The sequence below is a fragment of the Desulfobulbus sp. genome, assembly GCF_031547805.1.
Taxonomy (GTDB): domain Bacteria; phylum Desulfobacterota; class Desulfobulbia; order Desulfobulbales; family Desulfobulbaceae; genus Desulfobulbus.
In genome coordinates, this window is record NZ_JAVBRQ010000021.1 from 21,585 (window position 1) to 34,682 (window position 13,098).

At 57.7% G+C, this 13,098-nt stretch carries 11 protein-coding genes; 8 read left to right on the forward strand and 3 right to left on the reverse strand.

Going from position 1 to position 13,098, the window contains the following annotated elements:
• The first annotated feature begins 41 nt into the window (after positions 1–41).
• From RMR13_RS08200 to RMR13_RS08235, 8 genes are all read left to right on the forward strand, one after another.
• Positions 42–1,109, forward strand: a complete 1,068-nt coding sequence (locus tag RMR13_RS08200) for an NAD-dependent epimerase/dehydratase family protein (protein ID WP_310600153.1) — start codon at positions 42–44, stop codon at positions 1,107–1,109.
• A 292-nt stretch (positions 1,110–1,401) separates the two neighbouring features.
• On the forward strand, positions 1,402–1,833 hold the full coding sequence (locus tag RMR13_RS08205; protein WP_310600154.1) for an ATP synthase F0 subunit B: 432 nt from the start codon (positions 1,402–1,404) through the stop codon (positions 1,831–1,833).
• Positions 1,834–1,859: 26 nt separating this feature from the next.
• The gene (locus tag RMR13_RS08210; protein WP_310600213.1) at positions 1,860–2,540 is read left to right on the forward strand and encodes an ATP synthase F0 subunit B; all 681 of its coding nucleotides are present in this window, start codon (positions 1,860–1,862) and stop codon (positions 2,538–2,540) included.
• Positions 2,537–3,085: an ATP synthase F1 subunit delta gene (gene atpH, locus RMR13_RS08215; RefSeq protein WP_310600155.1), complete on the forward strand. Its 549-nt coding sequence runs from the start codon at positions 2,537–2,539 to the stop codon at positions 3,083–3,085. The genes RMR13_RS08210 and atpH overlap by 4 nt, the downstream gene beginning before the upstream one ends.
• A gap of 3 nt (positions 3,086–3,088) precedes the next feature.
• On the forward strand, positions 3,089–4,612 hold the full coding sequence (gene atpA / locus RMR13_RS08220) for a F0F1 ATP synthase subunit alpha (protein WP_310600156.1): 1,524 nt from the start codon (positions 3,089–3,091) through the stop codon (positions 4,610–4,612).
• Positions 4,613–4,630: 18 nt separating this feature from the next.
• Positions 4,631–5,512 (forward strand): ATP synthase F1 subunit gamma, encoded by an 882-nt coding sequence (gene atpG, locus RMR13_RS08225; protein WP_310600157.1) that lies wholly within the window; start codon positions 4,631–4,633, stop codon positions 5,510–5,512.
• 47 nt (positions 5,513–5,559) lie between these two features.
• Complete coding sequence (gene atpD / locus RMR13_RS08230; RefSeq protein ID WP_310600214.1) at positions 5,560–6,978, forward strand: F0F1 ATP synthase subunit beta; 1,419 nt, start codon at positions 5,560–5,562, stop codon at positions 6,976–6,978.
• Positions 6,979–7,007: 29 nt separating this feature from the next.
• Positions 7,008–7,424, forward strand: coding sequence for a F0F1 ATP synthase subunit epsilon (locus RMR13_RS08235; protein WP_310600158.1), 417 nt, complete (start codon positions 7,008–7,010; stop codon positions 7,422–7,424).
• A gap of 369 nt (positions 7,425–7,793) precedes the next feature.
• Here RMR13_RS08235 and RMR13_RS08240 read toward each other — a convergent pair whose 3' ends face one another.
• From RMR13_RS08240 to RMR13_RS08250, 3 genes are all read right to left on the reverse strand, one after another.
• A complete protein-coding gene (locus RMR13_RS08240; protein ID WP_310600159.1) occupies positions 7,794–9,698 on the reverse strand; it encodes an N-acetylmuramoyl-L-alanine amidase in 1,905 nt (634 codons plus the stop codon).
• Between the two features lie 234 nt (positions 9,699–9,932).
• Positions 9,933–12,605, reverse strand: coding sequence for a DNA mismatch repair protein MutS (gene mutS, locus RMR13_RS08245; RefSeq protein WP_310600160.1), 2,673 nt, complete (start codon positions 12,603–12,605; stop codon positions 9,933–9,935).
• On the reverse strand, positions 12,602–13,081 hold the full coding sequence (locus RMR13_RS08250; protein ID WP_310600161.1) for an HIT domain-containing protein: 480 nt from the start codon (positions 13,079–13,081) through the stop codon (positions 12,602–12,604). Before RMR13_RS08250 ends, mutS begins: the two co-directional genes overlap by 4 nt.
• Positions 13,082–13,098: the final 17 nt, after the last annotated feature.

Below are 13,098 nucleotides of genomic sequence, written 5' to 3' on the forward strand. Positions count from 1 at the left end.
TGCGGGTCGTCCGGTCCGGACGACAATCAGGGGAGAGGGCGATGGATGCCGGTAACGGGGTGACGGAGGCACGGGAAAAAGCGATGCCTTGGATGGGGAAGATGAGGAAGGTGGCGGTGACCGGCGGTGGCGGCTTCATCGGCAAGGCCCTGGTGCGGGCCCTGGTCGAACGAGGAGTCGAGGTGACGGTGATCGGCCGCAACTCCTACCCGGAGCTGGCCGCCTTGGGGGTGCGCTGCGTCCGAGGCGATATCCGGGAACCGGATGCCTTGACCGACGCATTGCATGGCTGCGACACGGTTTTCCATGTGGCCGCCAAAGCCGGCATCTGGGGACCGAGGGAAGAGTATTTCGCCATCAACGCCGCAGGTACGGCCAATGTCATTGCCGCCTGCCAGGCTCGGCAGGTGCCGCGCCTGATCTACACCTCGACACCCTCGGTGGTTTTCGATCGAGACGATCTCGCCGGTGCGGACGAGTCGACCCCCTACGCCGTCCGTCCCCTGTGCGCCTATGCGGCCTCTAAAATCCTGGCCGAGCGGGCGGTGCTTACGGCCGACTGTCCGGAATTGAGAACCATAGCCATAAGACCGCATCTGGTTTGGGGTCCGGGGGATGGGCATCTCATCCCCCGACTACTGGAGCGGGGCAGGGCCGGCTCGCTCAAAATCGTCGGCACCGGCGAAAACCGGGTGGATATCGCCTTTATCGACAACGTGGTCCATGCCCACCTGCTGGCGGCGGAAAATCTGTGCGCCAGCGGCAGCGGCGCCGGCCAGGCTTTCTTCATCGGCCAAGAAGCACCGGTTGCGCTCTGGCAGTGGATCAACGGACTTTTTGTCCGGCTCGGCATTCCGCCGGTGACCCGCAAGGTGCCGCTGGCCGTTGCCTACGGGGCAGGCGCGATCCTCGAGGGGATCCATGGCGCGCTTGGCGCCGCCAACGAACCGCGGATGACCAGGTTTCTGGCCTGCCAACTGGCCAAATCGCATTGGTTCAGCCACAGGAAGGCGGAGACCCTGCTCGGCTATCGGCCCCTGGTCAGTACCGAAGAGGGACTTGATCGATTGGTGGATTGGCTGCGCGGGGACGGTGGCCGGCCAGCCTGACCGCTTGGCGGCGGCTGGCCGGGGAGCAAATATTCATTGGCATTGCGCCGGGAATACAGTAGGCTAGCGCCTCTCTGCGGCCAGGCAAAACAATGGCCTGGTTTTCGAGCCGACAGCCTGAAACCAGCGGCACCGACGAGCAACAAGCATAACTGAAAAATCCCATAAATTTTACTTAAAAAGATTTGACAGCCGAACCAATTTTCAGTAGTTATCCGGAGCGGAAGATGAACCGCCATTCACTTGTCATGGCGAGCAATTACCATATTTTCAGCAATAAGAGGGAGTTAGTATGATTTCGGTTGATGTCACGCTGTTGATACACATCATCAATATGATCGTGCTGATGTTCGTTCTCAATGCGATTCTCTACAAGCCGGTGCTGGGGATTCTTGAGAAACGGGCGCAAAAAATCGAATCGCTCAACGGTGACGTGGCGCAATTCGAGGAAAATGCCCGGCAGCGGCAGGCCGAACTGGACAACAAAATGCGGGAAGCAAGCAATAAGGCGAAAAGAGCGCTCGATGGTGCGCGGGCGCAGGCCCAGGCGGCCGGTGCCGAGAAATTGGTCGCCATTCGCAAGGAATCCGACAGTGTCAAGGAACAGCAACTGACCGACCTCAGGGCGCAAATCGAGGCGGCCAGAAAGGAGCTTCAGGGAAATGCCGCGGGCTTTGCCCAGGCAATGGCAGGAAAGATACTTGGAAGGAGTCTGGACGCATGAAAGCTTGGAAGACAACATTGCTGCCGGTGCTGCTGGCGCTGCTGATCGGTGCCTTGCCGCCGGCAGTTGCTGTGGCGACCGATGCCCCGGCGGCCGGCACGCATCAGCAGGTGGGAGCAACGGAACCGGCCTCGGCCGGAGCGGCTGCCCATCAGGCCGTGGTCGCAGACCACGGAAGCAAGGCCGATGCGCATGGCGACGCCCATGCCAGCAACCCCCTCTCGGCGGAAAAACTGCAAGACCTGTTCTGGCGAACAATCAACTTCGTGGCGCTTGTTATCATTTTGGTGAAGTTCGGAGCCAAGCCGATCCTGTCCGGTTTGAGTGGACGGCAACAGCGAATCCGTGAGGACCTGGACGATCTCACCATCCGTCGCGACGAAGCCGAGAGAGCCTACAAGGAATTCGAGGCGAAGCTGGCCGGCATGGAAAAGGAAATGGAGCTGATCGTCGAGCGTGCCATTGCCCAGGCGCAGGTGGAAAAAGAACGCATTCTGGCTGATGCGGAAAAGGCTGCGAGCGATATCAAGCGCCAGGCGGAAGCGGCGGTCCAGACCGAATTGGAAGACGCCAAGCGGCAACTCCGGGAGGAGATTGCAGAGCAGGCTGCGGCCATGGCCGAAGAGTTGATCGTGAAGAACTTGACCCCGGCGGATCAGGTGGCGATCACCGAACAGTATCTTGAACGAGTGGGTGCGGTACAGTGAGACAGACAATACTAGCACGTCGCTATGCGAAGGCGCTCTTTTCCCTGGGGAAAGAGCAGGGGAGAACGGAAGAGTACAGCGAGCAGCTCAAGGCGATCGCCGGACTGTATGCCGACGAAGCGGCCGGTGTCTGCGATGCCGTGACCAACCCGCTCTATCCGGTGGATGTCCGCGAGAAAGTGATGGCCAAAATCGCCGAGTCGATCCAGGCGGACACCATCATGGCCAACTTCCTCAAGTTGCTCATCGCCAAGAAACGGGCGGATATCATCCCCGACATTGCCGAGGCAATGCAGGCCATGGTGGACAAGGACCAGAATATCAGCCATGGCACCATTGTTTCCGCGATCGAACTCAACGGCGACTTGATGGCCAAGATTCAGGCTACGCTCGAAAAATTGACAGGAAACAAGGTGATACTTGAAACCCAGGTTGATCCGTCCATTATCGGCGGAATTATTGCCAAGGTTGGTGACTTGGTGCTGGACGGAAGTATTAAGACGCAACTTAATGGATTAAAGGAATCTATCAAGGGGAGAGAATAATCAATGCAGATCAAAGCAGAAGAAATCAGCCAGATTATCAAGGATCAAATCTCTGGCTATAAAGCGGATATCGACCTGAAAGAAACCGGTACCGTTCTGTCGGTGGGTGACGGTATTGCCCGCGTCTATGGCGTCGAGAATTGCCAGGCCATGGAACTGCTTGAGTTTCCCGGCAACATCTTCGGACTGGCTCTGAACCTTGAAGAAGACAACGTTGGTTGCGCCATTCTGGGCGATGTGCGCGATATCAAGGAAGGCGATATCGTTAAGCGGACCGGCAAAATCGCCATGGTGCCGGTTGGACCGGAAATGGAAGGCCGCGTTGTCGACGGCATCGGCCAGCCCATCGACGGCAAGGGGCCGATCAACGCCAAGGAATCCCGCAAGATCGAAGTACTGGCCCCTGGCGTTATCGCCCGCAAGAGCGTGCATGAGCCGTGCTACACCGGTGCCAAGGCCGTGGACGCCATGACTCCGGTTGGCCGCGGCCAGCGCGAGTTGGTCATCGGCGACCGCCAGATCGGCAAGACCGCCCTGTGCGTCGATGCCATCATCGCCCAGAAAAACACGGACGTCCATTGCATCTACGTGGCCATCGGCCAAAAGAAATCGACCGTTGCCCTAGTTGTCGAGGCGCTGCGCAAGCATGGCGCCATGGATTACACCACGGTCGTTGCCGCCTGCGCCTCCGATCCCGCGCCGATGCAGTATGTTTCCGCATTCGCCGGTTGCGCCATGGGCGAGTATTTCCGCGACAACGGCCAGCACGCCCTGATCATCTATGACGATCTCTCCAAGCAGGCCGTTTCCTACCGCGAGTTGTCCCTGCTGCTGCGCCGTCCTCCCGGACGCGAGGCGTATCCCGGCGACATTTTCTTCAACCACTCCCGCCTGCTGGAGCGCGCTTCCAAACTGAACGACCAATTGGGCGCCGGCTCGCTGACCGCTTTGCCGATCATTGAGACCCAGGCGGGCGACGTTTCCGCCTTTATCCCGACCAACGTTATTTCGATCACCGACGGGCAGGTCTATCTGGAGCCGAGCCTGTTTTTCGCCGGCATTCGCCCGGCGATCAACGTCGGTCTTTCCGTCTCCCGCGTTGGTGGCGCCGCCCAGGTCAAGGCCATGAAACAGGTCGCCGGTACCCTGCGGCTCGACTTGGCCCAATACCGCGAACTGGCAGCCTTTGCCAGCTTCGGCTCGGATCTCGATGCTGCGACCCAGGCTCAGTTGACCCGTGGCGAGCGGCTGGTTGAGATTCTTAAGCAACCGCAGTACCAGCCGTTGCCGATGGAGAAGCAGGTCACCATCATTTTTGCCGGTACCAAGGGCTTTCTCGATAAGTTCCCGATCAATGTCCTTGCCGATTACGAAAAGGAGCTCTACAGCTACATCGAAACCAACGAGCCGACCATTTTCAACGAGTTGCGGGATAAGCAGGCCATTTCCCCCGAACTTGAAGAGAAAATGAAAAAGACACTGGCAACCTTTGGCGATACATTTAAGGCGACAAAGGGCCTGAACTGAGTGCAGGGGTAGACTCACATGCCTGGACTAAAGGACGTTAAAGAAAAAATCAAGGGTGTCAAAAAAACCGCGCAGATCACCAAGGCCATGAACATGGTGGCTTCGGCCAAACTGCGTGGGGCCCAGGAAAAGATGGAGCGGTTTCGGCCCTATGCCGTCAAGTTCGCCGAAGCGATGCGCGACCTTTCCGGCGGCATGGAGGGCAACGACCTGCCCCTGATGGAGGTCCGCGAGGTCAAGAAGGTGGAGATTGTCGTGGTCACCTCCGATCGCGGATTGTGCGGCAGCTTTAACGCCAACATCATTAAGACGGCCGAACGCCTGCGCAAGCAGTACGAGGCCGAGGGCAAAACCGTCAGTTTTGTCACCGTTGGCAAGAAAGGGACGCAGGCATTCAAGAAAAGCGGTAAATTGCGCACCCAGTTCAACGATATCATGGGTAGCTTTCAGATGTTCAACGCCCGTGAGATTTCACAAAATATCACTGCGGCTTTTCTTGACGGCGAAAGCGACCAGGTGGATATCGTCTACGGCCGCTTTTACTCGGTGGCGGTCCAAAGACCCGAACGGGAGGAGTTGCTGCCGATTAAGCCCATGACCGGAGAAGGCGAGGGGGCACCTGCCCCGGAGGCGATGTCCGGCTCGTATACCTACGAGCCCGATCCGGGCGAGATTATGGAAGTTTTACTGCCGCTCTTTTTAAATGTGCAGATCTATCACGCCATGTTGGAAGTTGGCGCCAGCGAGCATGCGGCCCGGATGACGGCCATGGATAACGCCACCAACGCTTGCAAGGATATGATCACGCAATTGACTCGTCTGTACAACAAAGCGCGCCAGGCTGCGGTCACCAGCGAGCTGATGGATATTGTTGGCGGCGCCGAGGCGCTCAAAGGATAATTACGATTTTACAGGCTATTCACACGGTTAAAGGAGGCCTTACCACAATGGGTGAATCAAACATAGGAAAAGTTATCCAGGTCATCGGACCTGTTGTCGACGTTGAGTTCGAGCCTGGCTGCCTGCCGGATATCATGAACGCGCTTTTTCTTTCCAACTCGGCTATTAGCGACGAACCGGACAATCTGGTATGCGAAGTGGCACAGCATCTCGGCGACAACGTCGTCCGCACGGTCGCCATGGACCAGACCGACGGTTTGGTGCGCGGCATGGCGGTCAGGGACAGCGGCGGCCCGATCACCATTCCTGTCGGCTCACCCGCCCTTGGCCGGATCATGAACGTGGTCGGCCGCCCCGTCGACGGGCTTGGGCCGATCGTTTCCGAGAAAAACATGGCGATCCATCGCCCGGCTCCCGCATTTACCGAGCAGGACACCGAGGTTAACGTCCTTGAGACCGGCATCAAGGTTATCGACCTGCTGGTTCCATTCCCCCGCGGTGGCAAGATGGGGCTCTTCGGCGGCGCCGGCTGCGGCAAGACCGTCATCATGATGGAGATGGTCAACAATATCGCCATGCAGCACGGTGGTATTTCGGTGTTCTGCGGCGTGGGCGAGCGGACCCGCGAAGGAAACGACCTGTACCATGAAATGAAGGAATCCGGCGTGTTGCCCAAGGCTGCCTTGGTGTACGGCCAGATGACCGAGCCTCCCGGTGCACGTTCCCGCGTCGCCCTGACCGGCTTGACCGCGGCTGAATATTTTCGCGACGAAGAGGGACAGGACGTGTTGTTCTTCGTCGACAATATTTTCCGCTTTACCCAGGCAGGTTCCGAGGTTTCCGCTCTGCTCGGCCGTATCCCTTCCGCGGTAGGGTATCAGCCCACCCTGGCAACCGACCTCGGTGCTCTTCAAGAGCGCATTACCTCGACCACCAAAGGATCGATCACCGCGGTTCAGTGCGTTTACGTGCCTGCAGACGACCTGACCGACCCCGCGCCGGCAACCACCTTTGCCCACCTCGACGGAACGGTTGTTTTGTCTCGCCAGATCGCTGAGCTTGGCATTTACCCCGCGGTCGATCCGCTTGACTCAACTTCCCGCATTCTTGATCCCAATGTTGTCGGCCAGGAGCACTACGCCACCGCACGCGGGGTTCAAGTCGCACTGCAAAAATACAAAGAATTGCAGGATATCATCGCCATTCTCGGTATGGACGAATTGTCCGAGGAAGATCAGTTGACCGTTGCCCGTGCCCGTAAGGTGCAGCGCTTTCTCTCCCAGCCCTTTCACGTGGCGGAAGTTTTTACCGGTTTTGCCGGCAAATACTGCAAGGTTGAGGATACGGTGCGCGGCTTCAAGGAAATTTTGGACGGCAAGCACGACGATCTTCCCGAGACCGCTTTTTACATGGTCGGCAATATCGAAGAAGCTGTGGAAAAAGCTGCACAACGGGCCAAGGCTTGATGCATCTAGGCTGAAGCGAGGTAACGTTCATGGCGCAAATTCATCTGGAAGTTGTCACCCCTAGCGGTGCCGTGATCAGCGAGGATGTCGATATCGTCACCGCACCCGGTGTGGGTGGTGAATTCGGTGTGCTGGCCAATCATGCCCCTTTCTTGAGCACCATCAAGACAGGCACATTGAGTTTCAAAAAAGACCGGGTCTCGAAGTTTTTGATGGTGACCGGCGGTTTTACCGAGGTGTCCAACAACAAGGTTACTTTTCTGGTGGAAAGTGCCGAATATGGCCAGGATATCGATGTAGAGCGGGCACTGCGTGCCAAGGAACGGGCTGAGAAGCGCCTTGTCCAGGCTCAGCAGGCTGCCGAAAAAATTAACCGCGTCCGTGCTGAAGCTGCTTTACAGCGAGCCTTGGCTCGCATTCATACTGCGGAAATGGCACGACACTGATTTTATTTATCGCATGCTTTACAAAAGCCGCCCCTAGGGGCGGCTTTTTTTGTTTGACCATTCACGACAAGACCCAACGAAACATTATTCCTCTTTCGTTGCAAAATACAACCTATCATCCAGTTGCTTCGACAAGTTCCTTCTGAAAGGGAACTGGCACAAGGCAAGGGAAAAAAAATCTGTATTCGGACGGAACATCTGCAGAAAGCACAGATTTTGGAGTTTGCTCGGAACCTATATTTGGCGATCAGTCACATGAGCAAAAAAAGCGCACTGCTACACGGATACATGAGCATGATTGATTTGGTAACGTGCTCTGTATTTGGAAACGAAATATGCGGGTAAAAAAGCAGGTTCCCCGACGTGGCGTCAAAGAGTAACGGCCGCGGTGTGGTGATGGTCGACGTAGGCGGCAATACCGGCGGCGATATGGGCGGCAATTTGATCGAGATACTGATCGTTTTGCAGCAGCTTGGCCTCTTCCGGATTGGTGATAAAGGAGATTTCGGTCAGGATCGCCGGCATTTCAGCCCCGATCAAGACGTAAAACGGTGCCTGTTTGACCCCGAGATTGCGCAGCTTATAGCTGCGGCCCAGGCCGGAAATCAAATTAGTTTGCACAAACCGCGCTAACCGGGTTGATTCGTCGAGCTTGGAATTCTTCATCATGGTTGAGAGGATATCCTGCATTTCACTGATGCTGTGGGTTGAGGTGGCATTTTCCAATGCCGCAACCCGCATGGCATTAGCATCGGTGGCCAGGTTGAGGAAGTAGGTTTCAATGCCGCCTTTGCTCTGGTCCGAATGCGCGTTGGTATGAATCGAAATGAACAGATCGCTTTTCTGGGTATTGGCGATGGCTGTTCGTTCCTCAAGGGGAATGAACACGTCCTTGGTCCGGGTCAGCACCACTTCGTAGCGGTATGTCTCATTGAGGACTTTCGCGACCCTCTTTGAAACAGTGAGGACAATGTCCTTTTCCTTGAGGCCAAAGGCCATCGCACCCGGATCTTTACCGCCATGACCGGGATCGATCACAATTTTACGGATACCAAGCCCCAGCTGCTGAGCCAGTGAAAGTTTTTCCTTCGATTTTCCCTTAGTGGAAGTGGATACAGCAGGCATGACAACCGACAGCGGGCTATGTTTTTTCTGCTCCGTCAGGCTGATAATGGTTCGCGCCGAATCACTTGTGTTTTTTTTGCCCGTTGCTGCGTCGCCGGGCGGTTGAGCGATTTGCGGGGTAACAGAAGCGGCAGGACCGGCGATTCGAGTATCCTTTGCTCCGGTATTTCCGCCGCGAATATCGACAATAACCCGAAATGGATCCGGCAGGCTGAAAATCTTGTATCCGGAAAAGGAGGAGAGGTCCAAGACAACACGGGTCGTCTCGCCACCCAACTGGTCCGGACGGATGGCCTTCAGGAGACCGGTCCGTACCTGCACCGGCTGGCGACTCTTCTGATCGATGACGCTTTGGCCGAGTTCAATGGCAAGCCGCCGTTCCTGGCCATCGCCTTGCGGCAACACCTTGGCGGAAAAGGGTACCGGTGCATCGGACTCAAGGACGATTCGGCAATAATCGTCTGAAGACCAATATTTGATAGGCGAAAGAGCGGCCAGGCGCGGTTGGGCCGGTGGCGCGCTCACTTGCGCGGCCTGCTTGGATGTGGCTCTGGATTTTTGTGGGCGTTCCTTGCCCTTGTTTTTTTCAACCTGGTCGCCTTGCGGATAAAACTCGGCGATTTTACGATATAAATCGTTGGCGGTATCTTCCTTTCCCGGAGTCATGCGAGCACACTCCGCCGCTTCGTTCAAGGCATCGTCGGCAAGAGCGTGGCCGGGGTAAACGTCTGCGAGTTCAAGGAAGCTTTTCATTGCGGCATCGAGATCTTGCGCTACCTTGAAAAGATCGTAAGCGCGTCGATATGTTTTGCCGGCCATGAACAGGCTGGTCGGGCCCAGTTCTCCCTTGCGCTCGGAAACGTAAATCTTGCGAAACGCTTGGGCGCAGTTGAGCCAGTTGCCGCGGGACTTGCCCAGGGTTTTGTCATGCTCCAGCCGGTCGGCAAAATCCCTGGCCGCCTGGTATTGCTGCTCGGCAGTTAATTTTTCGGTGGCTTCGACTTTGATGCCAGCCTTAGCTATGGCTTTGCCAGCGTTTTTGGGTGCCGCGACGGCCGGAGTCGTTGCAACAACGAGCACCAGGAACGCAGCAAGCAAAAGCTCGGCTCCCCTCAAACGGGCAAAGGGTAATAAGGCAAATAGCGTCAAGGGCATGGCTTAAGCGGGTTGCGCGGGTAATTCGCTGGAATAATTAATATTGTTTGAATGATGGCTGGCGCGAGGCACCAACAAAGCATCCAAATTCGACGCACTATACCGTATTTACGTCGGAAGGTAAAAGAAATTGTACTTTGCAGTGCGCAAAGTTTAAAAAATTTAAACAGAGGCGTCGGTGGTTTACAGGCAGGCTGGAAAATCTCAAGAAAAACCAGAGGCCGGAGTTTATGGATCAGAGGCCTTGAGGCAGGCAAGTGCTTGATAGATAAGCTCAAGTGCTTGCTTGGGACTCAACTCGTCGGGGTTGATGGCGGCCAGCAGTGCAAGCGCGGGATGAGTGGGAGGTGTGAACAGCGACAGCTGACGAGGGGCGTTTTTTTTGCTTTTCTTGCCAGCGGCGATGGTCGGCTGCCCCTGGAGGTTGAACTCGCCTATCTCGATATTCTTCAGAATTTCGTAGGCGCGGGTGATGACATGCTCGGGCACCCCGGCCAGAGAGGCCACCTGGATGCCGTAGCTGCGGTTGGTGGCACCCTTGATCAGCTTGTGAAGGAAGATGATGGTGTTGTTCCATTCCTTGACGGCGATCGAATAGTTCTGCACCCTGGCGTTTGTTGCTGCCAGGTCGGTCAGCTCATGGTAATGGGTGGCGAAAAGGGTTTTGATGCCAATGCCGTCTTTTTGGGCCAGTTCCTCCACCACGGCCCAGGCAATGGCCAGTCCGTCGTAGGTCGAGGTGCCACGGCCGATTTCATCCAGAATCACCAGGCTATTCTCGGTGGCGTTGTTTAAAATATTGGCGGTCTCATTCATTTCGACCATGAAGGTCGACTGGCCGCGCCGCAGATCGTCCATGGCGCCGACCCGGGTGAAGATGCGGTCGATCAGACAAATGTCCGCCGACTCCGCCGGTACGAAGCTGCCGAGATGGGCCATGAGGACGATCAGGGCGGTTTGGCGCAAAACGGTCGATTTCCCCGCCATGTTGGGGCCGGTGATGATCAGGATCTCGTCGCGTTCCTGATCGAGATGCACGTCGTTGGGAACAAAGCGGCCAGGCTCCAGGGAGCGTTCGATGACCGGATGGCGGCCCTCGGCGATGGAGAGGGAGCGGTTGGCGTTGATCTCCGGCCGGCAGTACCGGTGTCGGTACGCCAGTTCGGCGAAGCAGGCCAGCACATCGATCCGGGCCAGGAGGTCGGCGACGGCCAGCAGACGCTGGTTGTGTTCGACGAGTTGGCTGCGCACCTGCAGGAAAAGTTCGTATTCGAGTTCCAACCTGCGTTCCTGGGCGGTGGCAATGGAGTTCTCCAATTCCTTCAACTCGGGGGTGATGAAGCGCTCGGCGTTGACCAGGGTTTGCTTGCGGATGAAATAGTCGGGAAGCGCCTCGGCTTGGCTGCGGCTTACCTCGAAATAATAGCCGAAAACCTTGTTGTAGCCGACCTTCAGCTTGGCCAGGCCGGAACGTTCCCGCTCGCTGGTTTCCAGGGCGAGAATCAGTTGCTTGCCATCGCGGAGCAGCACGAGCAGCCGGTCGAGTTCGTCGTGGTATCCCTCCTTGATCAAAAGCCCTTCCCGCAGGCTGATCGGGGCGTCGTCTCGGATGGCGGCGTCGATGAGTTGGTGCAGATCGGTCAGGGAGTCGAATTCGGCGGCCATGGCCCGCAGCAGCGGGGAGGTGCACTCGGCCAACCAGACATGGATGGCGGGCAATTGTGCCAGGGAGGTCTTGATGGCGCCCATGTCGCGGGCGTTGCCATGGCCGAGCACCAGGCGGCTGCACAACCGTTCGAGGTCGTAAATCGAATCGAGCAGGTCGCGGATGGCGGCCCTGGCGTCAGGGCGCTGGAGCAACTCTTGGACGCTGGCCAGCCGCGCCTCGATCTGTTCTCGCTCCTGCAGCGGAAACAACAGCCAGCGCCGCAACAGGCGGGCTCCCATCGGGGTGGCGGTCCGATCGATCGCAAACAGCAGCGAGCCTTCCCGCTGGCCGCCGACCAGCGTTTCGGTCAACTCGAGATTGCGGCGGGAGGCGTCGTCGATGATCAGAAAGCCGCCTTGGTTGAGGGGGCTGAGTTGCTTGATATGGGAAAGTTCGGATTTTTGCGTCTCCTTGAGATACAGCAGCAAGGCGCCGGCCGCATTGACGGCGGCGGTGTAGGCGGCGCAACCGAAACCAGCCAGGCTGGTGGTATGGAAATGTTCGGTGAGGGCCGAAAGTGCGGCGCGGGAATCGAAGTGCATATCCGGCCGGCCGGTCAGGCAGAGCTGCCCCAAGTGGGCGGCAAGCAAGTCGGTGAGCCCGGTCCACTCTTCGAGTTCGGACTGCGGCAGAATCAGTTCGGCGGGACGAAGGCGAGTAAACTCGTCGATCAGGGGGGCGGGATCGCTTGGGGCGAAGATGACCTCGCTGACCTGAAAACGGCCGGTCGAGACATCGACCACCGCCAGACCGGCCAGCATCTCCTTGGCCGATTTGCGGGAAAACGAGGCGGCGCAGACATAACAGTCCGATTTGGCGTCGAGCAACTGATCGTCGGTGGTGACGCCCGGACTGACCACCCGCACGACTTCCCGGCGGACAATGCCCTTGGCCTGTTTGGGGTCCTCGACCTGCTCGCATAGGGCGACCCGGTAGCCGGCCTTGATCATCCGGCCCAGATAGCCGGTCACGGCGTGGAAGGGCACGCCGCACATTGGGATCTTGTTGGCTTCGTCCTTGGCGCTGCGCGAGGTCAAGGTAATCCCCAGGATCTTGGCCGCGGTCAGGGCGTCATCGAAGAACATCTCGTAGAAATCGCCCATGCGGTAGAAGAGGATGGTATCGGGATACTGTTCCTTGATCTCCAGGTACTGCTGGAGCATGGGGGTGATTTTGGGCGGCGCGGCGTTCATGGAGCTGAAGGGGGCGGCAATGCGCGAAAGTCCGGCGCGAGCGTGTCAAAGGTCCGCTCGATGTGCTGGGGAATGGTGCGGACTTCGGCGCAGACGGTCATGAAATTGTGGTCGTCCCGCCAACGGGGCACGATGTGGAAGTGCAGATGGTCGGCAATACCGGCTCCGGCCACGGTACCCAAATTGAGGCCGATGTTGATGCCGTCGGGATGCAAATGGCGCCTGAGGATGGTACAGCAGGTGGTGAGCATCGCCATCAGCCGGCAATTTTCTTCCGGCGCGAGGTCGGAGAGATCGGCCAGGTGCCGCCGGGGCGCCAGGAGCAGATGACCGTTGGCGTAGGGAAACCGATTCAGGAGGACAACGGTCAGCCCGTCGCGGAAAAGCAAGAGGTACGGTTTGTCCTGGAGCGCGGTTCCGGGCGGCTCGAACAGGCAACCGCTCGGCTTCGGAGCCGTGCCAAGGATGTGCTCCATCCTCCAGGGAGTCCACA